The organism is Streptomyces sp. NPDC002133 (assembly GCF_040296405.1).
Classification (GTDB): Bacteria; Actinomycetota; Actinomycetes; order Streptomycetales; family Streptomycetaceae; genus Streptomyces.
On the sequence record NZ_JBEOXF010000006.1, the window covers coordinates 139987 to 166269 of the forward strand.

Here is a 26283-nt window from a genome sequence, read left to right on the forward strand (position 1 = left end):
GACACCTTCACCGCCCCCTGCAGCCAACAGGAAGAGGCTTTGAGGCGCCGATGACCGAAACCGACATCCCACGTGACGTACTGCGATCCGCGCTGGGACTCTATCTCGACCTGCACGCCCATCCCGAACTGTCGGGCGCCGAAGCCCGCACCGCAGCCGTCCTCGCCGGGCGGCTCGAGCAGGACGGCTGCACGGTCACCCGCGGCGTGGGCGGCCACGGCGTGGTGGGCGTGCTGCGCAACGGGCCCGGCCCCACGGTCATGGTCCGCACCGAACTCGACGCCCTGCCCGTGACCGAACGCACCGGCCTGCCCTACGCCAGCACCACCGCCGGGGTCATGCACGCGTGCGGTCACGACCTTCACACGGCGGCGGCCTCCGGCGCCCTCACCCTCCTGGTCCAGAGCCGCGACACCTGGCACGGCACCGTGATCCTGGTCGGCCAGCCCGCGGAGGAGATCCTCACCGGAGCCGACGCCATGCTGGCGGACGGCCTCTACGAGCGCTTCGGCACACCGGACGCGGTCCTGGCCCAGCACTGCGCCCCGCTGCCCGCGGGCACGGTGGCACACGGGCGAGGGCCCGTGATGTCCGGCAGCGTCGCGCTGGACGTGGTCATCCACGGCAGAGGCGGTCACGCAGGGGCCCCGCACCTGGCCGTCGACCCCGTGGTGACCGCCGCGGCCGTGGTCCTGAGGCTGCAGACGCTGGTGTCGCGGGAGACCTCTCCGACCGAACAGGTCGTGCTCACAGTCGGCTCGCTGCACGCCGGTGACCGGCCCAATGTGATCCCCGACGAGGCACGGCTCTCCCTGTCCGTCCGGGCGTTCTCCGACCCGACGCTGAAACGGCTGATGGCTGCGGTGGAACGTATCGTGCGGGCGGAGTGCGCCGCCTCCGGCTGCCCCAAGGAACCGGAGTTCACCGTCACCTCGCAGTCGGCCGTGCTGATGCCGGACGCGGCAGTGAGCCTGCTGGCCCGGCAGAGCCACGAGGAGGCCTTCGGACCGCACCGTGTGACCGACTGGCCCGGGTCCACGGCCACGGAGGACTTCCCCCGCTTCGCCGCAGACGGAGTGCCGACGGCGTACTGGATACTGGGGGCCACCGGGGTCCGGCAGTGGCGGGCTGCTGGGGACGGCATCACGCCCGTACCGCCCAACCACTCACCGGAGTTCGCCCCCGACGTGCGAAACGCCCTCCCGGCCGGTATCACCGCCATGGCCGCTGCCACACTGCGCGTACTGCAAGCGCCGAGTGACACGAAGGGAAAAACATGATGACGACCAGCCCGGTGGACTACGTCGACGTCGTCGCGGTCCGCGACGACCGGTCCGCCCCGGTGGGGGAGACCACCGTGATCCGGCTGCTGGGTCTCCTACCGGGCCACTGGTCCTGCATCCCCGAAGTCGCGGCCGACCGCATCCGCCTGCGGATCGGACTCGACGCGACCACGGACCGCACCGCGGTCAGCCACGCCGTCACCCAGGTCCTCGCGGACTCGGCGCTGCGCGGCTGGTCCCGCGACCACGCCTGACAGCCTGCGGGGACCGTGGCCGCGACAGCGGAACAACTTCACACCCAGCCACGCTCGCGGGCGAGCAGCGCCGCGTGAGCCCTGTTGGCCGCACCCAGCTTCTGCATGATGTCGGCGACATGGCGCCGGTAGGTCCTTACGGAGACGCCGAGGTCACGTGCCCCGACCTCGTCCTTGCCCACCGAGCACATCGACACCAGAACCCGCCGCTCGGTGCCGGTCAGTCGCTGCTGCTCGTCGCCGACGTCCGCCGTGGTGGGGAAATCCTCTGCCTGCGTCCAGATCTTCTCGAACAGGGCGATGATGTTCGAGACAAGTCCGTTGCTGCGGGCCAGAAGCGCCCCGCGTGAGGTGTTCTGAGGGTCGACCGGCACGAGCGCGGTCTCGCCGTCATAGACCAGAATCCGCTCCGAGATGTTCTCGGCCACTCTGATCACCGCCCCCTCGGAGACGAGTTCGCGCAGGTAGCTTGCCGTCGGTGTGTGGTCGAGCGCCGCGCGCAGGACAACGTTGCGTATCCGTACCCCTCTCCTGAGACATCGCAGATCCAGCGGCCGTGACCGCTCGATGTTCTCGGGCGAGAGCCTGGTGTAGGGCTCGACGGACAGAATCTCTTCGCGTGCGAAGAAGGCCAGGTCCTCGATCCGGTTGCGTATCTCCTCCAGACCGTGCAACTGCTCGATGCCCTGAGGTGCCATCCACGCCCCCTGCTCCGCGCGCAGCCCTTGCACGACGTGCCGGGAGTGGGTGACCCGCTGCAACTCCTGCAGCAGCGCGTGCAGTCGGGCGTCGGTGAGCCGCGCCACGGCGACCTCCGGGTCGGCGGGAGTGATGCGCCCGCCGGCTCCCGTGGGATGGATGAGCCCGAGCTGACGCAGCCTCTCCAGACAACGCCCCGGATCCTGACCCTCGTCGCCGAGCTTACGGAGGTCTTCGATCGTGGTGTCTGGATTACGCAGGAAGTGCCGGTAAAGCTCCTCCTCTTCCGCAGAGACGCCGAACATGGACATCTCGTTCTCACGCAACGCGCCCTCGGTGTATGAGTTCGGGTCGACCGGGATGGCTGTTGACCCCCCGGCGTGCTGGTACCACCGAAGGTTAGCCGCATACCAGGCTGCGAGTTGATCCCATGCGCCGGGGCGAACGCGGTCTTAAGGGATCATGAAGACCTGGCTCATGCCGCTGGGCAGTGGCCGTGGCCGGTTCTTCTAGCCCCGGGACGTCGGCGGCGGGTTCGTTCCGGCCTTCTTGGCGGCGATGCCCCGGGCCAGGTCGAACGCGGCGACAGGATCTCCCTCCTTGTTCCAGGGCGCCGCGCCGCACCAGGGGCCGATGCGGCGCAACTGGTCCAATGCCGCCTCATGGAGACCTGCCTTGCCGAGGTGGAACGCCAGTTTGTGGCGCAGCCGGGGCAGGCGTTCGTCGTCCTCGGGCACCTGGTTCAGGGAACGGGCCACGGTTTCGAGCAGTTCCTTGGCCTTGCGGGACGAGGGCAGGGCCGAGGAGCGCTGCCCGAGCTCGTCCAGCGCGTGCAGATGCATACCGGCGAGCGGGCTGCCGCTCGGTGCATTCCGCACGGCACCTTTCCGTGACTGCACGGGCCTTGACGCCTGGCCGTTCAGCGCCGGTGCCAGACGAGTGTGCAGCGCCAGGACAGTCGGCGGCGCAATCGCGCGCCGGGCAGTACGCGACGGGCTTCGCGCACGATGTGGGGGAAGCTCATGGTCGCCGGCCGTGTCGGGGCGGTCATGAAGACGGGCCGGGACGCAGAGCGGCCCTTGTTCCTGATCCAGCCCGTGGCGGCGTTCGGCGGAGCGGCAGCGGCGCCGAGCAGGCGATCACCGGGGGAGTGCGCTCGGTACAGTCCGACGACGATGGGGGCTCCCCGGGCGCGAGGTGCCGGCGCAAGAGGGTCAGCGCGTCGGCGAACGGCAGGTGGTGGACGGCGGCGACGCACACGCAGGTGATTGTGCTGCCCGGCCGTCCAGCCGTCGGGCCCGGGACCATTGCCGGGCTTCGGGAGACAGCCTTGAGGGCCGTTTCTCGTGGGTCAGCCGGTCGTTAGCCCGGTGTGCCGCCGGCTGACGTGCAGGAGGCACGGGTTGAGCCTTTGCTGCCCGGATCGAAGGGGTCGTCCGTTGCTGCTTCAGGCGATCGGGGCCCTGCTGCCGATGGCGTTTGCGGTCGCGCTCAGCCCGTTCCCACTGATCGGTGTCGTGCTGATCCTGGTCGGTGGGCACGGTCGTCGCAACGGCCCCCTGTTCGCGGTCGGCTGGGTTGCCGGGCTTGCCGCCATTGCCGCACTGGTCGTGCTGGTGCTCAGTGGGGCTGACGATCCCGACAGCCCCTCGTCGGCGGTCGCTGACTGGCTCCGGGTGTTCGTCGGTGCGGTGCTCATCGTGCTGGGGATGCGCAAGTGGTGGGTTCGACCGCGCGCGGACGACGAGGTCGAGGTGCCGAGATGGATGGCGTCGCTCGATGATGCGACGGTCGGGCGGGCGCTGGTCCTGGGTGTGCTGCTGTCAGGGGCGAACCCGAAGAACTTCGTGCTGACGGCGTCGGCCGTCACATCGATCATCGAAGCCGGCGTTCACGGCACCGAGTTCGCCGTGGCCATGATCGTCTTTGCGTGCCTCGGCTCATGCACCGTCGTCGGCGCCGTGATCGCCCACCTCGCCGGGGGACGGCACGCGGCGTCGTTTCTGGACCGTGTGCGGCAGTTCATGGTCGCCAACAGCGCCGTGATCATGGTGCTCGTGCTGGTGATTCTGGGCGCCACCATCCTCGGCAATGGGCTCTCCGGACTCGGACGGTGATCCGAGCTGCTCGTCGTCCCGGCGATTCCCGTGAATCACGGTGAGGGCCGGAGGAAGACGTCGGCCGGGTCAACTCCGGCGCGTTGCGCTGTGTTCCAGGCGTCCCAGGCGTCCCAGGCGACTGCGGGCGGCCCGGCCGCGACCCCGGGTGAGACCCGGAGAGCAGGCAGGGCTGGGGCCCTCGCGAAGGCCCGCAAGGGACGCATCCCGGCCGGCCGCCGAACCACCTGATGACGTACCGGTCACCGCCCGAGTCGCGGATGCCGGATCACGCGGCTACGGTCGGAATGGTGTCCCGGATGCGTCCGGAAGCCCGTACCGCCTGCGCGTTATCTTTTCCGGAGGAGATCCGGCACACCATGCTCGACCCTCTTCGCATGGCCCTCAATCGCTGAGTTCGTTGTACCCGGCCATGACGCTGCGGGCAGAGAGGTACGGATCCGACGGCCGTGCGCTTTGCGCGCGGCTGACTCCGCGAACACGCGGAAGGGAACCCGAAGAGCGCCTGGCTGCCCCTGTTCGTCCAACGCGCCGCCTCGACTGTAGGCCGCCTCGACGTGTAGCCGGAGGCTTGCCGCACGGCACGGCGTTGCTCTGCCGAGGCTGGGCGTTATGCCCTCCGGGCTTGGGAGCTGACTGCCTATCATGAGCAAGAAATCGACCGTCCACAGCGTGACGTACGATCTGCTGAGGTCACTGGGGCTGACGACCGTCTTCGGTAACCCGGGGTCGACCGAGGAGACGTTCCTCCAGAACTTCCCGGACGACTTCACGTACGTCCTGGCCCTTCAGGAAGCTTCCGTCATCGCCATGGCGGACGGATTCGCCCAGACAACTCGTCGTCCCGCACTGGTGAACGTGCACTCCTCCGCCGGGCTCGGTAACAGCATCGGCAACCTTGTCGCGGCTCACCACGGGCACACCCCGCTGATCGTCACGGCCGGCCAGCAGCATCGTGAGCTGCTGATCGGCGAGCCTTACCTGGGCAACCGCGACGCGACGAACATGCCCAGGCCGTGGGTGAAGTGGTCCTACGAGCCGGCCCGCGCCGAGGACGTGCCCGAGGCGTTCATGCGGGCCTACGCGATGGCCTTGCAGCCACCGGCAGGCCCGGTGTTCCTCTCCATCCCGCTCGACGACTGGAACCACCCCCTGGACGGACGCGCCGTCGTGCGCGAGGTGAGCCGGACCTACGCGCCCGACAGCGAGCGTCTGCGGCGCTTCGCCGAGCGCATCACCGCGAGTGAGCGGCCGGCTCTGATCCTGGGGCCCGACGTGGATCGCGCCGGCGGATGGCAGGCCGGCGTCGCCTTGGCGCAGAAGCTGAAGGCCGCGGTCTACAGTGCACCGCTCTCGGACCGCGCGTCGTTCCCCGAGGACCACCCGCTGTACCAGGGGCCGGTGGGCATGTCGGTCAAGGCGATCAGCGACCGGCTCACCGGACACGATCTGGTGGTGGTGATCGGGGCCGAGGTGTTCCGGTACTACCCGTACGTTCCCGGCGACATCCTCCCAGCCGGGACCGAACTGCTCCACATCACGCACGACCCGGCGGTCGCCGCGGCGGCCCGGGTCGGGGACAGCCTTCTCGGCGACCCCCGGCTGTCGATCGAGCTCCTCACCGAGATGGTGGGTGACGGCAACGGTCGTGCGCAGCCGGAGCCGATGCCGCGTCCCCGGGAGCTGCCGGAGACCCCGAGCAGCCCACTGACGCCGGCCGAGGTCTATGCGGCCCTCAGCGAGTGTCGTCCGGAGCACGCCGTCCTCGTCAATGAGTCCACCTCGACGATGGGGCAGCATGCTGAGTGGCTGCCCACGGTCGAGCCCGACTCGTTCTTCGCCACCCCCAGCGGTGGCATCGGCTGGGCCCTGCCGGCCGTCGTCGGCGTCGCCCTCGGCGACCGGGACCGCGGAGTAGGACGTCCGGTGATCGGCTTGATCGGGGACGGGTCTTTCCAGTACTCGATCCAGGGTCTGTGGACTGGCGCGCAGCACAACCTGCCGATCGTGTACGTCGTGATGCGCAACCACGAATACTCGATCCTCAAGTCTTTCGCCGAACTGGAGGAGACTCCAGGGGTGCCCGGTCTGGACCTTCCGGACATGGACATCGCCGCCGTTGGGCGGGGGTTCGGCTGCCGGACCGTCGATGTCACGACCACCGATGAACTCGAGAAGGAATTCACGGCCGCGGTGGAGTCGGCCAGGCCCACGGTCATCGTGGTGACCACCGAGCCGCAGAAGACCGCGCTCTGAGACGCTGTGAGGCGCTCCGAGGTGACCGTGCCGATTCAGGACAGTGGTGAGCTCACCGCCGTGTCCCACCCGGCCGGACGTCGGCGCCGACCCGGCGGCCCCACCTCCCTGAGGCCGGGCCGCCCGGACGCATGGTGATCGACTCCAGGAGCCGACATGCCCATTTACACCTGCACAACCGCCCAGGGGACGTTGACGGCCGAGACCAAGGCCGCATTGGCCGCCGAGATCACCAGGATTCACGCAGCCATCAATCATGTGCCGCCCGCCTACGTCAACGTGGTCTTTTCCGAACTGCCGGTGGACAGCGTTTTCGTCGGCGGAGAGCCAGGGACACCGTTGCTGCTCAGTGGCTGGGCGCGACGCGGCCATCCGCAGGAGGACTTGACTCGTCTGGCGCTGGAGTTGTCCGCGGCGGCTTCCCGCGTCGCCGGGGTGGCGGAGGACCGCGTCCTGGTGGTGATCCAGGACAGTCCCGCACGCTCCGCTGTCGAGGGCGGTCGGGTGCTGCCCGAACCGGGTGAGGAACAGAACATGCCGGCTGAGGCCGGGAGGTGAGGTCGGAATCGCGCGCACCGGCTGTCCGGAGCCGGGCGAGCCGGCATGTCGCCGTCCTCATGGAACGGAACGGACCGCACCGGCCCCGGCGTCCGGCGTCCTCGGCGGGAAGGGTGGCATCGGACGTGCAGGACCTTCCCGGGGACGCGCGGGCAGGCCCCTGCGCGACACCTGCGTCCTCTTTCCGCTCTTCCCCACGGATTGGAACAGGGCAATGGACCTCGGATTGCAGGACCACGTCTACGTGGTCACCGGCGGCAGCCGTGGACTGGGACCTGCCGCAGCGAAGGTGCTGACGGCCGAAGGAGCCAAGGTGGTCGTCACCGGGCGCGGTGAATCCGTCGCGGACGCTGCCCGGACCCTGGGCGGTGACGGCCATGCGGTGGGCGTGGTCGCGGACAATGCCGCCCCTGACTCCGCCGAAAAGGTCGTGGGCACGGCGATGCGTCGTTTCGGCCGTCTGGACGGCGCCCTCGTCAGTGTGGGCGGGCCGCCCGTGGGTCCCGCGATGGAGGTCGCGGACCAGGAGTGGCGGGACTCCTTCGAGTCGACGTTCCTGGGGGCCCTGCGCCTGGCGAGAACCGCCGCCAGGATGTTCACGGCCGGTGGGTCGATCGCGTTGGTCCTGTCGTCCTCGGTCCGCGAGCCCATTCCCGGGCTGGCCGTCTCCAATGGCCTGCGCCCCGGGCTTGCCATGGTGGCCAAGACACTCGTCGACGAACTGGGGGGTTCCAAGATCCGGGTGAACGGCATCATGCCCGCGTACATAGCCACCGAACGCCAGAAGGAACTCGCGGGGCTGACGGGCGGCGGGCCGCCGGACAACGCCCTGCGGCGGATGGGTGAGCCCGAAGAGTTCGCGAGGGCTGCGGCCTTCCTTCTCTCGCCGGCCGCGGGCTGCATGACCGGTGTGATGTTGCCCGTGGACGGCGGGGCACTGCGAGTGCTCTGAGGGCCGGCGGGGGAGCGGCCGGCGGGGGAGCGGCGTCCTGCGCGGTCCGACGTCAGGCGCCTGTCAGGGCCTGCTCGGCCCAGATGATCTTTCCGTTCTCCTCGTACCGCGTGCCCCAGTGCCGAGTGAGCGAGGCGACGAGGAACAGGCCGCGCCCTCCCTCGTCCTGCAGGCGGGCATGGCGCAAGTGCGGGGCGGTGTCGGCGTCGTCGCGGACTTCCACGGTCAGTGTCCGGTCGAGGATCAGACGCAGCCGGATCGGCCCGGTCGCGTGCCGGATCACATTGGTGGCGAGTTCGCTGACGACCAGGTCGACGACGGGGGCGTGTTCCTCCAGTCCCCACTCCTCCAGCCGGCCATGTGCCGCTCGCCGGGCCTCGCGGACCGAGAGCGGCTCGGGCGGGAAGGTCCAGGAGGCAATGCGGTCCGGAGGGAGGCACCGGGTCCTGGCCACGAGCAGCGCGGCCCCGTCCTGCGGGATTCCGCGCAGCACTCTGTACGTCGCGGTGTCGCAGATTTCATCGGGGGCGGACGTGGGGTCGGCCACGGCGTCGCGCAGTCGGGCGACGCGGTCGGCGGCCTCCGTCGGATAGCGGCCCGCGCTGCCGTCCGAATGCAGGGCCAGCAGACTTCCGGGCGGTATTTCCGTGGTAAGGAGTTCGTACGGCACGCCCTGGCCGAGCGCTGCTCCGCGCGGCACCTCGAGCGTGCTGACGACGCCCTCCGGGCTGGTGAGGAGGGGACTCTCGTGTCCCGCGGAAGCCGCCGCGCACCGCCTGGTGATCGGGTCGTACGTCAGGTACAGGCACGAGGCGGTGAACGGCGGCCGTGCCTGGTGCAGTGTCATCGGGTCCGCGTCCTGCTCCCGCGCCAGGCTCTGGGCCACGTCGTCGAGGTGGGTCAGCAGTTCGTCGGGCGGCAGGTCCATCGAGGCCAGGGTGGAGGCGGCGGTGCGCAGTCGACCCATCGTCGTGGAGGCCTGCAGGCCCTCCCCCGGCACATATCCGATCACCAGACCCACCCGGCAGCTGGACAGGGGGAGGACGTCGAACCAGTGGGCACCGTAGCGCCCCGGCAGATAGCAGTAGGAGGACTCCACCGCCGCCACCCCGGGAGGCACACGCGGCAGCAGACTGCGCTGAAGCGCGGTCGCCACCGTGTGCTCACGGGTGAACCGGCGAGCGTTGTCCACGTAGACCGCCGTGCAATCGGCGAGCAGCCTTGCGAGCGACAGGTCCTCCTCGTCGAAGCGCTGGGGGCGGGTGCCGGCCCGGTAGAAACTGGCCAGTCCCAACACGAGCCCGTGTACGGTCAGCGGGGTCACGATGAGCGAGTGCACGCCCGCGCGGGTGATGTACTCGGCCCGCAGCCGGTCGTGCACCAGCCAGTCACCGGCCGCGGGCAACGACGTGACCAGCCGCGGCCGCAGATCGGCCAGTGCCTGCGTGTACGGCGTGGGGGTGGCGTAGTAGCTGGCGCTGCCCACCGGGTAGGCACCGTACTCCCCCCCACGGGCCTTGAACGCGGCACGTCTCATCGGCAGCCGGACGGTGACCGGGCCCAGCGGCGCGTCCCCGGTGAGCACGGACTCCAGCAGGTCGACCGCGATGGCGTCCGCGAAGTCGGGCACGGCCATGTCGGCGAGCTCCTGCGCGGTGCGCAGCGCGTCCAGGGAGGTGCCGATCCTGGCGCGCGCGACGCTCAGAAGATTCAGCTCCTTCTGCTTGCGTACCTGCTCCGTCACGTCATGCATCATCGCGGCGGCGCCGATGAGCCGGCCGTCGTCCTGCAGGGGGTACCCGGTGACGGCATACTCACGTCGACTTCCCGGATCGGCGGGCACCGGACGCTCGAACACCGTGGCTCCGGTCTCCAGCACCTCGCGCATGACAGGCGACAGCGGCATTCCCGAATCCAGGTCCATGAGCTTGGCACCGACAACCATCCCTGCGGGCAGACCCCGGATGGCCAGCATCGCGGGGTTTGCCCGGACAATCCGCAGGTCGGTGTCGTACACCTCGATGCCGGCCCTGGCCTGTTCGAACAAGGCCCTCTCGAAGCTGTCCGCTCGGCCCGCCCCGTCGGTGCCGGTCACGGGCCGAATCGCCGGTGTCGTTGTTCACGAGGCATGGTCGACCTCATCTCTCATCGACAGGGCCAGTTAACACGCGAATTGTCCCCGTGCGCCACCCGGAACCCAGGCCGACCGGCGTTCCGGCGGTGGCGTCGGCCGAAGCCGGCGCCGTCCCTTCACGGCCGCGATCGGCGCCCTGCCCAGGGAAGCGGCCGACGCCCGCGCACGTGCCGGCGAGAAGGCTCTCAGGAGGCGTTCCGGGCCGAACAGGAATGCCCGCGCATGCATCCCGATCTTCCCGATCATCCTGATCATCTTGATGTCCGGCGCGCCGATCGTGGTCCTGGAACGCTCCCGGCGGCACGAGCTCAGCGTGCCGAAGGCCGGGCCGGCGAGGTGCCTGCCGAGGCAGGTACTCCTCCGCGCTGACTCCCACCGAACCCCGCTATACCGCGGAGGATGGGCTCAGAACTCGAGCGAGCCAGTCGTTGCGCGTCCGGCGCGCCGCGGCCGAGACGCGTACCTGCGGACACAGCGCGTCGAATCCGTGGAAGCCTCCCGCCCAGACGTGAAGCTCTGCCTGTCCGCCGGCCGCCCAGATCCTGGTGGCGTAGTCGACGTCCTCGTCGCGGAAGACCTCTGCCGAGCCGGCGTCGACGTAAGTGGTGGGCAGGCCCGAGAGGTCGTCGGCCAGTGCAGGTGAGACGTAGCTGGGGACTTCCTCGTCGGCGAGTTCGCCGAGGACTGATCGCCATCCGAACTCGTTCATCTCGCGGGTCCAGACACCGGGCCCGCCGGAGTACTGCCGACTCGATGTCGTGATGTTGCGGTGGTCGAGCATGGGGCAGATGAGCATCTGGGCGGCGATCGGCGGAGTACCGCGGTCGCGCGCCATCAGTGCGACTCCGGCGGTGAGGCCACCACCCGCACTGGCACCCGCGACGACGATGCGGGCGGGATCCACGCCCAGGTCGTCGGCGTGCTCGGCGACCCAGAGCAGACCCTGGTAGCAGTCGTCGACCAGAGTCGTACCGGTGACCTCGGGCGCCAACCGGTAGTCCACGGAGATCACGACCGCGCCGAACCGCTCGAGCCACTCCAGCGGGATGTCGATCTGCGAGAAACGGTCCCCCATGATCATCCCGCCGCCGTGCATCCAGTAGATGCACGGCGCCCCTGCGGTGCGACCGGCCCCGCCGGGGCTGAAGATCGAGAGCGGGATCTGCGCGCCGTCCGGGCTGGGAACGGCGACCTCGCACCGGTCGACCGCACGACCTTCGAGGAAGGTCTCGACCGGCGTCGGCGGGAGCCGGCGCAGCTGCGCGACCGTCTCTGTGCTGAGCTGTGACATGAGCGGCATGTCGGCAAGCAGCGCGCTCAGTTCGGGGTCCAGGTCGGGTCGTGCCAGGGACATGGTGGGTCCTTTCGGCGGAGTTGTGGGTTCTGCCGGGTGATCAGGGAAGGTGACGGCCGGTCAGCAAGTTGCTGCAGCCGCATGACGCACGTCTGCCGGGCGTGCCGGGAGACGACGACGGTGGGTGCCGTCGGCCCGGATCGAAGGACCGGATCGACGAAGGATCGACCGACGAAGGATCGACGTACCGATCAGCGATCCCGGAAGGCAGCCATGCCACGGACCGGAACGTAGTCGGTGTACTCGGACTCCTTGGCCAGCATCCCCGCGATCCGCGACACGATGGCCTCGGCGGCCTCACCGGCGAAGATCCGGCGGTGGTCCTCCTTGCTGGTCCAGCCCTCGGTGATGTGGACGACGTCGGGGTCGGACGCCGACCGGCAGACGAGGTACACGACGCAGTGCTCGCTCGCGCCCGGGTTGCCCTCCTCCAGTCCGGTCAGCAACAGGTCGACCAGATGGTCACCCATTCCGGGTTTGGCGGTCAGGGTGGCGTTGAATCCGTATTCGGCGATCACGACAACTCTCCTGCTCAGGCGATGCGATGCGGACGTGGAATCCTCGATCAGGAACCGGCTGCCCGCCCCCCGGGAATCCGACCATTCCATTTCACCGTCGTGACCAGCGGAAACGGTAGAACGATGCTCGCCGGCTCTTGCACGATCCTCGCCTGCACGGGAGCACTACGCGGTTGGTGTGCTGCAATCGGGGCATGTACCTCGACGAGCTTCGCACCTTGCTTGCCCGGCATGCGCAGCCCGACTGGACCACCGCCATCGACGGCGTACTCATCTCGAAGGTCGAGCGGCCGAACCCGCCGACGCCGTCGACGTCCGGCACGGTGCTGGCGGTCATCGCCCAAGGAGCCAAACGCCTCGCGCTGGGTGATCGGGTGTACGAGTACCGCGACGGGCAGTACCTCGTCGCGTCGGTCGACCTGCCGGTCACCGGGCACTTCACCGAGGCCGGCCCGGAGCGCCCTGCTCTGGGCTTCGGGCTGACGCTGGAACCGTCCGCCGTCGCCGAGCTGCTGCTGCAGGCCGCACCGGGAGACATCCCCCGCGCCGGTGGCGGCGCGTTGCCGGGCATCGCCGTCAGCGACGCGCCGGCTGAGCTGCTGGACGCGGTGATCCGGCTGCTGCGCCTGCTCGATGAGCCCCGCGACCGGGCGGTGCTCGCCCCGCTCGTCAAACGCGAGATCCTGTGGCGGCTGATCACCGGCGAACAGGGCGGCATCGTGCGCCAGCTCGGCCTCGCCGACAGCAGCCTCAGCCACATCGCACGGGCGGTGCGATGGATCCGGGAGCACTACGCGCAGGCGTTCCGGGTCGAGGACGTGGCGCAGCTGTCCGGCATGAGCGTGTCCGCCTTCTACCGCAACTTCCAGGCGGTGACCGCGATGAGTCCCATCCAGTTCCAAAAGCAGATCCGGCTGCAGGAAGCCCGGCTGCTGCTGGCCACCCGCCCCAACGACGTGACTGGGATCGGCCATCGCGTCGGCTACGACAGCCCCTCGCAGTTCAGCCGGGAGTACCGTCGCCAGTTCGGCGCAGCACCCAGCCAGGACGCCGCCCGCCTGCGCCGCTCCGTGCACACCACCGCGGTCGCCCTGCCCTGACGGCTTGAAGCTGCCCGCCGCTCAGTGGGGCATTGATCTCGGAGAACAAGGCAACCAGCTGGTCCACCAGCAGAACCACCAGACGCAGCCGCATCGTCCCGTCGCCCCGCGACGCCCTGGCTCGGCGCGCATGCGGTGGGCTACGCCAAAGGCCGACCCGAGGTGTGCCGCCAGCTACCAGAGCCGGTTCGTCGTGTCAAGTCCCGTAGTCCAGTAGCAGGACAGAGCTCGTCCGATGAGGCCTACTGGATACAGGAGTATTTGGCCACCGGAGAGCGAGACGGGATCGGCAATTGACGCTGCTACCGCAGGACACGTGCGGCCGCACCAGACGATTCCGAGGAAAACTGACAGTGAATTGCACCGACTGCAGGTGAGCAACACATGTTTTCTTCTTTTTGGGACCAGAACGGGCCTCATGACCTTGCGACGCTCGGCTGCCGTGCTCCGGCAGCCGCGGTAACGGGCCACCGGGCGCAGGCCGTACGGGCCGGTGCCGACCCGAACGTCCTGGGGAAACTGTCGTGATCGACAACAGCGTTGACGGTCCCGCGGGCACTCCGGCCGACATGGTGTCCGCCGAAGACGACACAGCCACGGACGCGCGGGCGGTCGGTACGGAGGTGCTGCTGGCGGAGGTGTTGGCCGGTGTCCTGGAGATGGAGCGGGTGCCGGTCGACGGTCACTTCTTCACCGACCTGGGTGCCGATTCCCTGGTGATGGCCAAGTTCTGTGCACGGGTGCGAAAGCGGGACGACCTGCCCACCGTGTCGATGAAGGACGTATACCAGCATCCCACGATTCAGAGTCTGGCCGCAGCTTTCGCGGAGACCGGTCCCTCTCCGGCACAGGCGGACGTGCCGTCCGGCGTGGTGGTGGAGTCGCCTTCCGGGTCCTCGGTCGGTACGGAGGTGCTGCTGGCGGAGGTGTTGGCCGGTGTTCTGGAGATGGAGCGGGTGCCGGTCGACGGTCACTTCTTCACCGACCTGGGTGCCGATTCCTTGGTGATGGCCAAGTTCTGTGCACGGGTGCGAAAGCGGGACGACCTGCCCACCGTGTCGATGAAGGACATTTACCGAAACCCCACGGTCCAGAGCCTGGCGGCCGCACTCGGCATTCCTGAGGCCTCTCCGGCCCGCTCGCATGTCCCTTCACAGCCCGGGACGCTTGCCGATCCGTCGGCCGACGAGTCGGCCGGGGCAGTGCCGCCGGCGGCGGCCGGCCCGTGGCAATACGTCGTGTGCGGGGTGCTCCAGGTGCTGATCTTCCTTGGCATGTCCTTCCTCGGCGCCCTGGTGTTGACACGCGGTTTCGAGTGGATCCTGGACGGTTCGGGTACGGCCGACTTCTATCTGCGGTCGGCACTGTTCGCCGGCATGAGTTTCGCCGGCCTGTGCGCCCTGTCCGTCGTGGCCAAGTGGACGCTCATCGGCCGCTTCACTGCCCGCCGAATACCGGTGTGGAGTCTCGGCTACGTGCGTTTCTGGTGCGTGAAGTCCCTGATCCGTACGAGTCCGATGCGCCTGTTCGTCGGCACGCCGCTGTATGTGCTGTATCTGAGGGCGCTGGGCGCGAGCATCGGCCGCGGCGTCGCGATCCTTTCCAGGAATGTGCCGGTGGGAACCGACCTGCTCACCATCGACGAAGGCACCGTCGTCCGCAAAGACGTGTTCTTCTCCTGCTACCGAGCGCATGCCGGGGTGATCGAGACGGGTCCGGTCACTCTCGGGCGGAATGTGACCGTCAGCGAGCAGACCGTCCTCGACATCGGCACGTCGATGGGGGACGGGGCCCAACTGGGACACGCCTCCTCCCTCCAATCCGGGCAGGCCGTCCCGGCCGGTGAGTCGTGGCACGGCTCGCCGGCGCAACCGACGAATACCGACTTCCGGGCGGTCGAGCCCACCGAGTGCGGCACCCTGCGCAAGACCCTCTACACCGCGGCGCAGCTTCTGGTCGTGCTGGGTGTGTACCTGCCGCTTGCGCTGGCCGGCGTGAGCATCGTGCTCACCGCGGTGCCGCGGCTCGACGTCCTGCTGAACCCCGAGCCGGCCTTCACGAGCCCGGGGTTCTACCTGGATGCGCTCACCGCCTCCCTGGTGGCCTTCTTCGGCGGTCTGCTGGTCGCTCTGGTGACGGTGAACACGGCGCCGCGGATACTCAGCCCGGCGATCAGGCCCGGCAGGATCTACCCGCTGTACGGATTCCACCACGGTCTGCAGCGGGCACTCCTGCGGATGACCAATGTCAGGTTCTTCGTCCTGCTCTTCGGCGACAGCTCCGCGATCGTCCACTACCTCCGCTGCCTCGGCTACGACCTGTGCCGTGTCGAGCAGACCGGGTCCAACTTCGGCTCGATGGTCAAGCACGACACCCCCTACCTGAGCCAGGTCGGCAGCGGAACGATGGTCGCCGACGGCCTGTCGATCATCAACGCAGACTTCTCCAGCACGTCCTTCCGCCTCTCCCCGGCCTCGATCGGGCCGAACAGCTTCCTCGGCAACAACATCGCCTACCCCTCACGCGGCCGCACCGGAGACAACTGCCTGCTCGGGACGAAGGTCATGGTCCCCATCGACGGGCCCGTCCGTACGGGCGTGGGTCTGCTCGGCTCGCCCAGCTTCGAGATCCCGCGCACGGTGCAGCGCGACAGGCAGTTCGACCACCTTGCCGAAGGCGACGAACTACGCCGCCGCCTGGCAGCCAAGAACAAGCACAACGCGCTCACCGCGAGCCTGTACCTGCTGATGCGCTGGTTCCACTTCTTCGTCGTCGCCCTCATCGCCATGGCCGCCGTGGACCTCTACCACACCACCGGAGTACCGGCGATCGCGCTGACCACCTTGCTCACCCTGATGTTCACCGTTGTCTTCTATGCGCTGGTCGAACGGATCGTCACGATCTTGCAGCCGGTGAAACCGCTGTACTGCTCGATCTACGAGCTACCGTTCTGGCGCCATGAACGGTTCTGGAAACTGACGACCCACCGATACATGCAGCTCTTCAACGGCACCCCGTTCAAGAGCCTGGTCTGGCGGCTGCTGGGCGTCAGGATCGGCCGCAGGGTCTTCGACGACGGCTGCTCACTGGTCGAGCGGACCCTGGTCAGCATCGGCGACGGCTGCACCCTCAACGCCGGGTCCATCATCCAGTGCCACTCGCAGGAGGACGGGGCCTTCAAGTGCGACTACGCCACGCTCGGCGCGGGCGTGACCCTCGGCGTCGGGGCGTTCGTCCACTACGGCACCACGATCGGCGACCACGCCCAGCTGGCCGCCGACTCGTTCCTGATGAAGGGCGAGGAAGTTCCCGCACACGCGGGGTGGGGTGGCAACCCGGCCCGGGAAACGGGTGCCGTCACCGAGCCGCGGATCCATCGGCAGACAGGCGGACGTGATGACGTACGGACCGGTTCCGCCGAGCGATGCCCGACCCTGCGCCCACAGTGAACCCGCCCTCGGTCATCGGTCACTCCGACGCGGCACCGCTGCCAGAGCAGGCGCGACGCACGCCCGTTGAGGGAGTGGTCGGCTTGTCCACAGCCTCGCCACGTGGCGATGATGGGGACCGGCCAACGATTCAACGGCACACGGCGGCACGGAAGCTGCCACTACGTCACCCGGATCCGGGCCATCAGCCGGTTCAGACCCGATGCACCCGGTATTCGGTGATCTGGTAGTCGGCCTCGTCATCGATGGAATTCTTGCGCCAGTCGAGATGGATCTCGGTGGGGTGTCCGTCGGCCGCGAATTCCGCTCGCGCGACGTCGGCCCTGTCCTCACGGGCTTGTCGGAATTCCTGCAGAAGATCTCCCAGTGTCGGCATGCTCTGCAGACCGGCCGTGACGGTGCGCCGAGCCTGCTCATCGAGGCCGACCGCCTTGACGACCTTCCCGTCCTCCACCGTGATGCGGTACTGCCCGAGGCCGTTCCGCTCCCCGCCTTCGGACAGCAGTCTGAAGGAGTACCGGCCCGGCTCGGTCCACGCGGCTGACTTCGGTGTCCGAGCACCGTGGCCCGCCGACGGTTCGGACCCGGCTTCGGAGCCGCAGCCGGCCGTGACGAGCGCAAGCGCGGCGGCCGCGAGGAGGAGGGGCGAACGGGTTGCCGTCATGGCGTGCCTTCCGGTGAGTCACTGCCGCTTCGACGAATTCGCCCCCTATGCGGTTCCGGCTCGTGTGGGGACTCCGCCGACCCCCGCTCGAACGCCGCGACCCGGCGCCCGGCCGATCCGTCCGGCCGCTATGTGATCACCGCGACCGTTGCCTCGGAGCTGTCGGGATGCAGCGAGTTGACGCTGGGTACCTCCGACTCTGTCGCGGGGTTTCCGCCCCACCGGGCGTGGGCGGGGACTTCCTCGCCCTTCATCAGGAAGGAGTCCGGCGCGAGCACTGCGCCGTCGCCCATCGTCACGCCGTAGTGCACGTGGGCGCCGACGCCGAGGGTGCAACCGTTGCCGAGCGTGCTGTGGTCGGACTTGAAGGTGCCGTCCTCCTGGGAGTGGCACTGGATCTTGCTTCCCGCGTTGAGCATGCAGTCGTCACCGATAGTGGTCAGCATCCGTTCCGTCAGATAGCAGCCGTCGTCGAACACCCTGCGGCCGAGCCGGACCCCCAGGAGCCGCCAGATCATGTTCTTGAAGGGCGTGCCGTTGAACACCTCGAGGTATTCGTCGGGCACCTTCCAGAGGCGTTCGTGCCACCAGAAGTACGGCTCGTATATGGAGCACAACTGCGGTCGTAGCGCCCGGAAGGCCGTGATGCAGCGCTCCACCAGGACGTAGTAGAGGGCGGAGAACGCGAGCGAGACGACCAGGAACGCGGCGATCACCACTGACCCGAGAAAGCCGTAGAGATCTGCGGAGGCAAGGCCGACCGCGGTGAGCACGAAGACGTACATCCACCGCACGAACAGGAAGTACACCATCGAGCGGATGTTGTAGCGGTTCTTCGCCGCGAGATTGTGGCGCAGTTGATCGCCGGCCCGTAGGTGGTCGAAGCGGGTGTCGCGCTCCACCGACCGGGGAATCTCGAAGCAGGGTGAGCCGAGTAGCCCCACCCCTTCGCGCACCTCGCCGTCCAGCGGAACCATCACCTTCGTGGCCAGGAGGCAGTTCTCGCCCGTCCTGGCCCCCGAGGGATAGGCGATGTTGTTTCCCAGGAAGTTGTGTGCCCCGATCGACGCCCGGGTCACACGGAACGACGTGCTCGAGAAGTCCGCGTTCATGATCGAAAGTCCGTCTGCAATCATCGTCCCGCTGCCGACGGAGCTCAGATACGGGGTCTCGTGCTGCACTTCGGTGCCGAAGTTCGACCCGGTCTGCTCGACCCGGGACAAGTTGTATCCGAGGGCACGCAGGTAGTGGACGATGTAGGAGCTGTCGCCGAGCAGCCACTTGAAGAACTTGATGTTGGTCATGCGGGCGATCGTGCGGTGCACCGAGTACTGGAATCCGTACAGCGGATAGACCTTGTCCGGCTTGACCACCAGGTTCAGCAGACGGGGAACGGTGACCACTACGGCCAGGCCCACGATGACGGCTCCGAAGAACAACACGGCGGATATCGCCAGCGCGTCGACGTAGAGCACCGGCGTCGTCAAATCCACCCTGCCCGGAGCCAGCATCCTTCCGAACGCCGGTATCGCGGTCAGCACCATGTAGGCGCCGCCGATGGTCAGCGGTGTGTACAGGAACAACGTCTGCAGGACGGTGACGAGGCCGTAGCCGGCCCGGCGCAGCGGGCCGCATTCCGTCGGCTCGATCCTCACGTAGTCGGTGTCCGTGGGCTCTGCCGGTGAGCCGTGCCAACGTTCGCCGGCCGGCACCGTCTGGCCGCTGTACAGCGCGGATGTGTGCCCGAGTTGCGACCCGTCACCCATCGAGGTGTCGATGTCGAGCACGGTCTTCTCGCCGATGAATACGTCCCGGCCGATGGTGATCCGACCGGTCCGAATTCGTCCCGCCTGCGCTCGGTAGCAGTGGAGGTACGCCTCCTTGCGGACCACCGTGCCGGCGCCGATCGTGAGCAGGTCGGTGCAGACCGGCACGGTGCGGGACAGGATCGTGACGTCCTTGCCGATCCGCGCGCCGAGGGCACGCAGATACAGCACGTACAGAGGATTGCCGACGAAGAAGACCATCGGGTTGGCGTGGATCAGAACCTTGACGGTCCACAAGCGCAGGTAGGTCAGACCCCATACCGGGAACTCGCCCGGTCGCCACCGGCCGATGAGGATCCATTTGGCCACGATCGGGAACGTGCACATGGTCAGCAAGCTTGCGCCACCGAAGAGGGCGGATCGTATGTAGAAGTCGACCAGGTCCGCACCGTCGGCGACCCATTCGAATCCGCGGGCGGCGATGAATCCGGCGGCGGTGGAGTAGCCGAGGAAGACCAGGAGTTGTGCCACACCGCAGAGGACGTACCGCAGTGTGCTGGCAGGTGCGACCGGCTCCGGCTCTTCCGGGACCGATGGTTCGAGAGGGGGAGAAGCTGTGTCCGCGAGTGCCGTCGCCAGGCTCCGGATCGTGGGGTACTGGTAGATGTCTTTCATCGACACCGACGGCAGGTCCGCCCGCTTCCTCACCCGTGCGCAGAATTGGGCCATCAGCAGCGAGTTGGCCCCGAGGTCACTGAAGAAATTGCTGTCGACCGACACGGTCTCGACGCACACGACGTCAGCCAGTACTGCCGCGAGATTTCTCTCGGTGTCCGCCACCGGGGCGGAGTCACCGCGCTTGGTGAGCGCAGGTTCATCCGGCCCGGGCGTCAACACTTCGACAGATTTCTCCACCATGCGAACTCCTCGTGGAATTTTCGACCACCATCGGCCGCTCTGGCCGGGCACCCGGTACCCCCGCGTTCCGGTTGACTGCAGGAATCAGCAATCGGACTCGGAAGCCACGAGGTTGTGAGTTCTTCCCTGGTCACAAGACCAACACGGATGTCAGTCTCCGCCGACCACTGCGGGGCTGCCACTCGAGTTCGCCGTGCCGACGCGGCGTGGACTCGGGACGCCGTAACACTCGGTGTCGCAATCCCCAGTCCTGGCGGACGGACGCCCTGCTCCATCAATCTCTCCCTGCCGCGCTGGGGGCCGGCGCAGGCACTTTCGGTGAGGGGACAGCCCTTCACCCGATTGCCGACTTGACGGCCAAGCGTCCTGACGGCATCGAAGGGGAGCCTCAGAAGTGGGGTTCGCCGTGACCGGCTCCACGTTCCTCGGACCTGCACGCGCATTGTCCACTCATGTTCCGCCGAAGGAGTGACCCGGCATGCTCCGTTCGGGGTCTGGGCGGGACAGTGAGGAACGTCTGGCGAGTGGGACGGCCCCTGCAGGCCGCTGCGTCGTCCGAACACTCTTCCTCCGACGGACGATCGGCTGGGGCCAGGCCACGCGGGCGTGCACGAACGCCATTTACCCGCAGGGCGATGTCGCGCCGACGGCAACCGCTACACATGCGCGGCCGTCTTCCCCGGATGCGGCCCTTTGCGGCTGCGCGGCCGCCGCAAGCGGTGTCACCAGGTGGCGGCCAGGTCGAGGAGGTGGTCGCGTACCCGAGTGACGTGCGGGTTCTCGGGCGCGCCCGGGCGCTGAACGAGGTAGCCGGTGTTGATGGGCGGGTCGTCGGTCTCGTGGAGGGGGACGAGGGCGCCGGAGGCGAGTCCGCCTTCGCAGAGATAGCGTGGGGTGGTGGTCACTCTTCAACCTCCCCCGTGACGTCCTTCCTCAGGTTCTCGCCCTGTTCGCTCGCGCCCTGAAGCCAGGCGGACACTTCATCACCGCGACACACGTCGGCGACGAAGACGCGGTGCGCACCGAGGCCTACGGAGGTGTACCCGTTCGTTGGACGACACACAAATGGCGGCCGGAACAACTCGTGGACCTGGTGGAGCAGGCCGGACTGCGCCCGGTCGCCGAACTTCGGCTCCCCGCGGATGAGCAAAGCGGGCCGGGTGTTGTCATCATGGCCAAGCGACCCGGCTGAGGATCGGGCGTAGGGAGGGGCACAGGGCCCGTGCCGTGCAAGGCTCCTCCGGACGGTTGCGACGCCGGTTGTAAGGTGCGCCTCTACCGGTCACAGGCGTGGCGGGCCACGGTCGGTGCTTGCGGGCCCCGACCTCGTCGGCGAGCTGCGGGACGGCGTCGCAGAGGTCGCCGGCCCCGCCGTCGACCAGGCGGCAGAGCGGTTCCTCGGCGCCTGTGCCGATCGCCACGATCGTCGTCGACGTCAGCGTGCAGGCTGGTGCCGGATCGCGCCCGAGAGTCCCGAGGCAATGAACAACTGCGGGAACACGCTCCTGCCGGGTCGGGCCGGCCTGCGGGTATCAGAAGGACGCCGTCCAGCTGATTCCGCCCGGGCAACGGGCCGGCGCACCCGCCGTCCGCCGACCGGCGCCGGCGGATCGACGCCCTAGGCTGCCACCCGGCACCGGCCTCGACCCAGGAGCGCACATGATGTTCGACCCCGCCCGGAAGCACCCGTATCCCGACGCCCTTCGACCGGACGAAGCACCTGCGCCGCACGCACTGCTCACGCCGCTGATCGGGTTCATCGGCACCTGGGTCGGCCGGGGCCGCGGCGAGTACCCGACGCTCGCCGAGGAGTTTACGTACGCGCAGGAGGTCACCTTCAGCCACGACGGGAGGCCCTTCCTCCACTACGAAGCGCGCGCCTGGCTCCTCGACGCGGACGGCACCCCGCTGCGGCCGTCGGCTCGGGAGAGCGGCTGGTGGCGGCTCCAGCCCGACGGGCGCGTGGAGGCACTGATCACCCAGCCCACCGGCATCGCGGAGATCTCGGTCGGCCGTGCGGACGACGGCGCGGTCGACCTCACCACGCATCAGGTGGCTCTCGCTCCCACCGCCAAGGAGGTCAACGCCACCCGTCGCCGCTACACCCTGACGGACGAGGACACACTCGACTTCGTCCACGACCTCGCTGCGGTCGGTCAGCCGCTGCAACACCATCTGTCGGCACGACTGCACCGCCGGGGCAGAAGCTAGCGCCGCGTCAAGAACGTGCGAGATGCGTCGGCAGAGGTGTCGAAGGGACGCGGTGCCCCGCGGCGCACTCCCCGCACACGCGCCAGGCGATCCGGCACCCGGTCAGGCGCCGCTTCCGTGCCCCACGCGGCGTCGAGGTCGGGAACCAGGAGAAAAATCCGTGTCCCGGACCAGGACTTGGCGTACAGTGGACGTACCGACGCGGGGTGGAGCAGCTCGGTAGCTCGCTGGGCTCATAACCCAGAGGTCGCATGGTTCAAATCCTGCCCCCGCTACCAACTCCGGCCCCTCGACGCTCAGTCGTCGAGGGGCCGGACGCATGGACGGCCCCTGCCTCAGCGGGCCGGGGCCGCGGAAACTTCCCCTGTGCTGGGGCGTGAAGGCCGTGGGCTCGAAGCCGCCTCAAGTAGGCCAACGTCAGCCTTCACGAGCCCAAGCGGGTCGCGAAGGCCGACGTCACGTGGGCCCCGAATGAATCAACGGCATCGCGGCAGGGGCGCGGCGCCCGGGGTCTTGACGCCTGCGTACGGCTCAGCAGCCGCCGCAGTTGTAGTACGTCACGTCCCAGTGATTGCCCTCGTCCGCGTAGATGTTTCCGGACGCGGACTTCCATTGCGGTGCACCGTCACCGCGCAGGCCGATGTAGGTGAAGTTGTTCTTGATGTAGTTCCCGACGCAGGTGTACTTGCTGTAGTCGAGCTTGTAGCCGTTCCAGTGCGAGTACGTGCCGCCGGCGTGCCCGGTCTCCGTACCGCCGGTGATGTTGAGCGCGCAGCCGCTTGCGCTCCTGAGCGTCTGAGCTCCCTTCGCGGTGGCGAGGTTGAGCTGCTCGAAGGACGTACAGGTCGGATTGTTCCGGTTCGAGCAGCCGCCGGACGAGGACCAGGTGATTCCGGACGAACTGAACATCGAGGTCGCGGTGCCATGGCTGATCTTGGTGACGGCGTGCGCGTCGGTGGCGCCGGTGACGACGCCGAACCCCGGGGCGAACAGCGCGCCGAGGACGAGCGCAAGCGCACTCAGGACCGTGCGGATCTTCATGTTGCGGTTTCCCTCCTGCTGACCGTGCTGACCGTGCAACTGATGACGGTGCTGCTACTGGTGCCCGTACTTCTGATGGGACGGGAGTGCAGGTGGAGCACAGCGATGATGCCCGAGGTCTACGCGCGTCCGCCAGAGGGCGGCAGCGTCGTTCAGTCTGGACGGGAAGTCGCAGCACTGACTCGGCGGTTGAGCTGCGCTCGGCGGTTGACGGCGATGCGGCGGCACCTCGCACTGGTGGGAAGCGGGGTGCTGCCGTTGGCCACGCGATCTGCACCGGCCATGTTGGCCGGCGACAGTGATGCATCCAGAGCACCACTGGTGCGGATACCGCGGAAGAGCACACTGTGATCCGCGGCGCGGTCTACCGGGGGTACGGCAGAACCCCCAAGGCCGGTGCCCTGGCGCCCGACAACACCAAGGGTGTCGTTCTTCTGGCTGCGAGGCCGAGCCGCCCGAGGAGCGGGGCGGGTGGTCCACGGTCACGGTGCGCTCCAGGCCGGAGCCCTTGACCTTGGCGGAGTGCCAGGTCCTGCCCTTCGAAGGAGACCTCGGTAGTGAAGGTGCGGATCGCCGATTCGGGGGTGCCGGTCTCACGCTGGATCAGGACCGCGTCCTCGGCTGCGGTCTGTCGGCGCCACCGCTCGCCGCACATCAGCGTCGGCCACGAGCCCCGCTCCCGGCCGAGGTGCCGGCAGCCCCGACGCGATGGCGGGCGGGTTGAGCTCGCCCAGTAGATTCGTACGCCATGACGCAACTGCATCTTCTGTACGACCGCGACTTCCGCGAACAGGCGGGGCGGGCCAAACTGTGGGGGGCGGTGCTCCTCGGCGTTGCGGGACTCCTGTGGGTGTGGTTCGCCGTCCTGCTCTTCACGCCCTACCAGTTCGACGACGGCTACAGCGACCCCGTGAACTGCGACTCGCCGTTCTTCACCGACCGCTCGGACGCGAACGCGGCGGCCGCGGAAGGCAGTTCGTGCGTCGCCGAGCGCGACTGGCCCGAACTGCTCGCGGTGCTCGGCGGCTCCGTGCCGTTCGCCGTCACCGGGACGGTCCTCTACACCACCGGCGCCGTCAGCAAACGGATCAGCGAGCACGCCGCCGAGATCGCCCGGCTGAAGGAAGCCGACGCGTAGCCCGGCCGCGGCCGCGCCCTCGAGAGCCCGGCCGCCAATGCGCGGCACCAAGCCGGGCATCCGAGTGCGCCGGTGGGCGAATTCCGTGACCTCGCCGCGGGAATGACCCGCGATCATCCACCTGGCCACGTCCGCTCTCGGCCGCCACCTGCGTGCGCTGGGCGATGTCGGGCGCGCCCCCGCCCGCCGGAAGGCACCCGCCGTACGCGCCGTACCCGCCGCTTCGCCGAACCGCGCGGAGACGGCTCGATGCCCGCTTCCTGAGCGCCTCGAGCCACGATCCCGAAGATGTCAATGCTGAGTAAACCTGACATTCACAGTCAATATGGATACCAATGCAGGGACTCCGGCCGAGCCGCGTCCAGCTCACACCCCTGGCCCGGCGCATCAGCGTGGACCTGAACCGGAAAGTGGACACCACCATGAAGACACCCACGATCGTCACGCCTCAGGAGTGGGAGGCAGCGCGCCTGCAGCTGCTCGTCAAGGAGAAGGAGCTGACCCGCGCCCGCGACGCGCTCGCCGCGCAGCGGCGGCGCATGCCTTGGGTGGCGGTGGAGAAAGGGTACGAGTTCGACGGACCCGAGGGTAAAGCGAGCCTGCTCGACCTGTTCGCAGGCCGTCGTCAGCTGATCGTCTATCGCGCCTTCTTCGAGCCCGGCGTGAGCGGCTGGCCCGACCACGCGTGCGTCGGCTGTTCCATGGTGGCCGATCACGTCGCTCACCTCTCCCATCTGAACGCCCGCGACACCACGCTCGTCTTCGCCTCGCGTGCGCCGCAGCCGGACATCGAGCGTGTGAAGGCACGGATGGGCTGGACGATGCCCTGGTACACCATGACCGACGAGTTCGACACCGACTTCGGTGTGGACGAGTGGCACGGCACGAACGCGTTCATCCGCGATGGCGAGAGCGTGTTCCGCACGTACTTCATCAACGTCCGCGGCGACGAGGCGCTGGGGACCACCTGGAGTTACCTCGACATGACCGCGCTCGGGCGTCAGGAGGCATGGGAGGACTCGCCCGAGGGCTACCCCCAAACCGCGCCGTACGAGTGGTGGAACTGGCACGACGCATACGGCGGCTCGGAGCCGGCCCAGGGCTGAGGACTGTTCGACGCGCCGTACGCGGCGTTCGTCGCCCGCCCGGGACCAGGCCGGACGGCCGAGCATGGGCGACTTGGCCCGTGCGCTGCGCCCGTGGTGGCCGTCGCCCGCCGATGTGTCGCACGTCGGTGCGGATGATCGCCGGCGCACCGGTGTGCCTCCGTGCTCCTTCACCACCTCGGGCACGGACCAAGAGGTGATCAGATTGTGCATGACCGTGCCGGTGCCGCCGTCGCGGGCCGGCTCGCGCGCGGGCCCCAGCGCCGTGAGGGCCGATGGGGAGACCGGGTCGCCGTGCTCGCCGACCGCGAATCAGCGGTCGGCGTCACCGTCGAAGGCCGGCCCGAGGTCCGCGCCCTCCGCACGCCGCTGCAGGTCGACGATGTTGGCCGGATCGAGCGGATTGGCCTCATGGTGGAGGAAGGCGCCGTCCAGCTCGACGTACATGGGCACCAGCTCCAGCGGCAGTCCGGCCGGCACGGTGTGCCTGCCCATGCCGTTGCCCGCATCGACCACGCCCTTGAGGGGCCGGACGCCGCTCAGGCCGACCGGAGACCGCAGATGCTGTGCGGCTGTCGGCCGAGTTGCAGATCATCAAGGCCATCGTCCCCCCGAATCGTCCCCGGTACCGGCGGGACCGCACTGCATCGGCCGAGGCCAGGACACGTTGCCGGCGTCCGGAGGGCACATCCGCAAGGGCACCGGATATCGCGCAGCCGCGCCCGGCACGTGCATACTCGGGCCCTGCGGGGGCATCGGCACCCG

The 26283-nt window shown here is 68.6% G+C and carries 19 protein-coding genes, 1 tRNA gene and 4 pseudogenes; 13 read left to right on the top strand and 11 right to left on the bottom strand.

Features of this window, described 5'->3' with window-relative positions; translation table 11 throughout:
* The first annotated feature begins 50 nt into the window (after nt 1–50).
* The gene (locus tag ABT078_RS10100; protein WP_351225825.1) at nt 51–1280 is read left to right on the top strand and encodes an amidohydrolase; all 1230 of its coding nucleotides are present in this window, start codon (nt 51–53) and stop codon (nt 1278–1280) included.
* Nucleotides 1280–1537: a hypothetical protein gene (locus ABT078_RS10105; protein ID WP_351226014.1), complete on the top strand. Its 258-nt coding sequence runs from the start codon at nt 1280–1282 to the stop codon at nt 1535–1537. Before ABT078_RS10100 ends, ABT078_RS10105 begins: the two co-directional genes overlap by 1 nt.
* Before the next feature lie 38 nt (nt 1538–1575).
* Here ABT078_RS10105 and ABT078_RS10110 read toward each other — a convergent pair whose 3' ends face one another.
* The 3 genes and pseudogenes from ABT078_RS10110 to ABT078_RS10120 form a co-directional block, all read right to left on the bottom strand.
* Complete coding sequence (locus ABT078_RS10110; protein ID WP_351226016.1) at nt 1576–2547, bottom strand: LuxR C-terminal-related transcriptional regulator; 972 nt, start codon at nt 2545–2547, stop codon at nt 1576–1578.
* Nucleotides 2548–2745: 198 nt separating this feature from the next.
* The gene (locus tag ABT078_RS10115) at nt 2746–3114 is read right to left on the bottom strand and encodes a hypothetical protein (protein WP_351225827.1); all 369 of its coding nucleotides are present in this window, start codon (nt 3112–3114) and stop codon (nt 2746–2748) included.
* 41 nt (nt 3115–3155) lie between these two features.
* Nucleotides 3156–3493, bottom strand: a pseudogene (locus ABT078_RS10120) (SAM-dependent methyltransferase); the annotation flags it as partial.
* 182 nt (nt 3494–3675) lie between these two features.
* Between ABT078_RS10120 and ABT078_RS10125 the strand changes: the two are divergent.
* From ABT078_RS10125 to ABT078_RS10140, 4 genes are all read left to right on the top strand, one after another.
* Nucleotides 3676–4353 (top strand): GAP family protein, encoded by a 678-nt coding sequence (locus ABT078_RS10125; RefSeq protein ID WP_351225829.1) that lies wholly within the window; start codon nt 3676–3678, stop codon nt 4351–4353.
* Between the two features lie 645 nt (nt 4354–4998).
* Nucleotides 4999–6609 carry a benzoylformate decarboxylase gene (mdlC, locus tag ABT078_RS10130; protein WP_351225831.1) on the top strand — a complete coding sequence of 537 codons (1611 nt, stop codon included), beginning with the start codon at nt 4999–5001 and terminating at the stop codon, nt 6607–6609.
* A gap of 156 nt (nt 6610–6765) precedes the next feature.
* Complete coding sequence (locus ABT078_RS10135; RefSeq protein ID WP_351225834.1) at nt 6766–7167, top strand: tautomerase family protein; 402 nt, start codon at nt 6766–6768, stop codon at nt 7165–7167.
* A gap of 214 nt (nt 7168–7381) precedes the next feature.
* Entirely contained in the window at nt 7382–8119 is a 738-nt protein-coding gene (locus ABT078_RS10140) for an SDR family oxidoreductase (RefSeq protein ID WP_351225836.1), read from the top strand.
* Nucleotides 8120–8171: 52 nt separating this feature from the next.
* On the opposite strand, the gene ABT078_RS10145 is transcribed toward ABT078_RS10140, so the two are convergent.
* From ABT078_RS10145 to ABT078_RS10155, 3 genes are all read right to left on the bottom strand, one after another.
* Nucleotides 8172–10214: a SpoIIE family protein phosphatase gene (locus tag ABT078_RS10145; RefSeq protein ID WP_351225838.1), complete on the bottom strand. Its 2043-nt coding sequence runs from the start codon at nt 10212–10214 to the stop codon at nt 8172–8174.
* 424 nt (nt 10215–10638) lie between these two features.
* On the bottom strand, nt 10639–11607 hold the full coding sequence (locus tag ABT078_RS10150) for an alpha/beta hydrolase (RefSeq protein WP_351225840.1): 969 nt from the start codon (nt 11605–11607) through the stop codon (nt 10639–10641).
* Nucleotides 11608–11798: 191 nt separating this feature from the next.
* Complete coding sequence (locus tag ABT078_RS10155; RefSeq protein ID WP_351225842.1) at nt 11799–12125, bottom strand: putative quinol monooxygenase; 327 nt, start codon at nt 12123–12125, stop codon at nt 11799–11801.
* 194 nt (nt 12126–12319) lie between these two features.
* On the opposite strand from ABT078_RS10155, the gene ABT078_RS10160 reads away from it, so the two are divergent.
* Both ABT078_RS10160 and ABT078_RS10165 read left to right on the top strand, forming a co-directional pair.
* Nucleotides 12320–13225: an AraC family transcriptional regulator gene (locus ABT078_RS10160; protein ID WP_351225844.1), complete on the top strand. Its 906-nt coding sequence runs from the start codon at nt 12320–12322 to the stop codon at nt 13223–13225.
* A 569-nt stretch (nt 13226–13794) separates the two neighbouring features.
* Nucleotides 13795–16674: a Pls/PosA family non-ribosomal peptide synthetase gene (locus ABT078_RS10165; RefSeq protein ID WP_351226018.1), complete on the top strand. Its 2880-nt coding sequence runs from the start codon at nt 13795–13797 to the stop codon at nt 16672–16674.
* Nucleotides 16675–16867: 193 nt separating this feature from the next.
* On the opposite strand, the gene ABT078_RS10170 is transcribed toward ABT078_RS10165, so the two are convergent.
* The 3 genes and pseudogenes from ABT078_RS10170 to ABT078_RS10180 form a co-directional block, all read right to left on the bottom strand.
* Nucleotides 16868–17338, bottom strand: coding sequence for a DUF6174 domain-containing protein (locus ABT078_RS10170; protein ID WP_351225846.1), 471 nt, complete (start codon nt 17336–17338; stop codon nt 16868–16870).
* Nucleotides 17339–17466: 128 nt separating this feature from the next.
* Nucleotides 17467–20022: a Pls/PosA family non-ribosomal peptide synthetase gene (locus ABT078_RS10175; RefSeq protein WP_351225848.1), complete on the bottom strand. Its 2556-nt coding sequence runs from the start codon at nt 20020–20022 to the stop codon at nt 17467–17469.
* 722 nt (nt 20023–20744) lie between these two features.
* Nucleotides 20745–20924 (bottom strand): annotated as a pseudogene (locus ABT078_RS10180) (LysR family transcriptional regulator); the annotation flags it as partial.
* Between ABT078_RS10180 and ABT078_RS10185 the strand changes: the two are divergent.
* The 3 genes and pseudogenes from ABT078_RS10185 to ABT078_RS10195 form a co-directional block, all read left to right on the top strand.
* Nucleotides 20912–21214 (top strand): annotated as a pseudogene (locus ABT078_RS10185) (SAM-dependent methyltransferase); the annotation flags it as partial. The pseudogenes ABT078_RS10180 and ABT078_RS10185 sit on opposite strands and share 13 nt — an antisense overlap.
* Before the next feature lie 470 nt (nt 21215–21684).
* Nucleotides 21685–22233 (top strand): nitrobindin family protein, encoded by a 549-nt coding sequence (locus ABT078_RS10190; protein WP_351226020.1) that lies wholly within the window; start codon nt 21685–21687, stop codon nt 22231–22233.
* A 200-nt stretch (nt 22234–22433) separates the two neighbouring features.
* Nucleotides 22434–22511: transfer RNA gene (locus tag ABT078_RS10195), tRNA-Met, on the top strand.
* Between the two features lie 253 nt (nt 22512–22764).
* Here the strand turns inward: ABT078_RS10195 and ABT078_RS10200 are convergent.
* Nucleotides 22765–23274, bottom strand: a complete 510-nt coding sequence (locus ABT078_RS10200) for a hypothetical protein (RefSeq protein ID WP_351225850.1) — start codon at nt 23272–23274, stop codon at nt 22765–22767.
* Nucleotides 23275–24022: 748 nt separating this feature from the next.
* Here ABT078_RS10200 and ABT078_RS10205 point away from each other — a divergent pair.
* Together ABT078_RS10205 and ABT078_RS10210 are read left to right on the top strand one after the other, a co-directional pair.
* A complete protein-coding gene (locus ABT078_RS10205; protein ID WP_351225852.1) occupies nt 24023–24412 on the top strand; it encodes a hypothetical protein in 390 nt (129 codons plus the stop codon).
* Nucleotides 24413–24834: 422 nt separating this feature from the next.
* Nucleotides 24835–25518 (top strand): DUF899 domain-containing protein, encoded by a 684-nt coding sequence (locus ABT078_RS10210; protein WP_502981197.1) that lies wholly within the window; start codon nt 24835–24837, stop codon nt 25516–25518.
* A 138-nt stretch (nt 25519–25656) separates the two neighbouring features.
* Here the strand turns inward: ABT078_RS10210 and manB are convergent.
* Nucleotides 25657–26088: pseudogene (manB, locus tag ABT078_RS10215) on the bottom strand (phosphomannomutase/phosphoglucomutase); the annotation flags it as partial.
* Between the last annotated feature and the right edge of the window lie 195 nt (nt 26089–26283).

Coding starts and splice junctions, on each gene's coding strand:
- ABT078_RS10100 (WP_351225825.1), top strand. CDS start 51: ATGACCGAAACCGACATCCCACGTGACGTACTGCGATCCGCGCTGGGA.
- ABT078_RS10105 (WP_351226014.1), top strand. CDS start 1,280: ATGACGACCAGCCCGGTGGACTACGTCGACGTCGTCGCGGTCCGCGAC.
- ABT078_RS10110 (WP_351226016.1), bottom strand. CDS start 2,547: ATGTCCATGTTCGGCGTCTCTGCGGAAGAGGAGGAGCTTTACCGGCAC.
- mdlC (WP_351225831.1), top strand. CDS start 4,999: ATGAGCAAGAAATCGACCGTCCACAGCGTGACGTACGATCTGCTGAGG.
- ABT078_RS10135 (WP_351225834.1), top strand. CDS start 6,766: ATGCCCATTTACACCTGCACAACCGCCCAGGGGACGTTGACGGCCGAG.
- ABT078_RS10140 (WP_351225836.1), top strand. CDS start 7,382: ATGGACCTCGGATTGCAGGACCACGTCTACGTGGTCACCGGCGGCAGC.
- ABT078_RS10150 (WP_351225840.1), bottom strand. CDS start 11,607: ATGTCCCTGGCACGACCCGACCTGGACCCCGAACTGAGCGCGCTGCTT.
- ABT078_RS10160 (WP_351225844.1), top strand. CDS start 12,320: ATGTACCTCGACGAGCTTCGCACCTTGCTTGCCCGGCATGCGCAGCCC.
- ABT078_RS10165 (WP_351226018.1), top strand. CDS start 13,795: ATGGTGTCCGCCGAAGACGACACAGCCACGGACGCGCGGGCGGTCGGT.
- ABT078_RS10170 (WP_351225846.1), bottom strand. CDS start 17,338: ATGACGGCAACCCGTTCGCCCCTCCTCCTCGCGGCCGCCGCGCTTGCG.
- ABT078_RS10175 (WP_351225848.1), bottom strand. CDS start 20,022: ATGGTGGAGAAATCTGTCGAAGTGTTGACGCCCGGGCCGGATGAACCT.
- ABT078_RS10190 (WP_351226020.1), top strand. CDS start 21,685: ATGTTCGACCCCGCCCGGAAGCACCCGTATCCCGACGCCCTTCGACCG.
- ABT078_RS10200 (WP_351225850.1), bottom strand. CDS start 23,274: ATGAAGATCCGCACGGTCCTGAGTGCGCTTGCGCTCGTCCTCGGCGCG.
- ABT078_RS10205 (WP_351225852.1), top strand. CDS start 24,023: ATGACGCAACTGCATCTTCTGTACGACCGCGACTTCCGCGAACAGGCG.
- ABT078_RS10210 (WP_502981197.1), top strand. CDS start 24,835: ATGAAGACACCCACGATCGTCACGCCTCAGGAGTGGGAGGCAGCGCGC.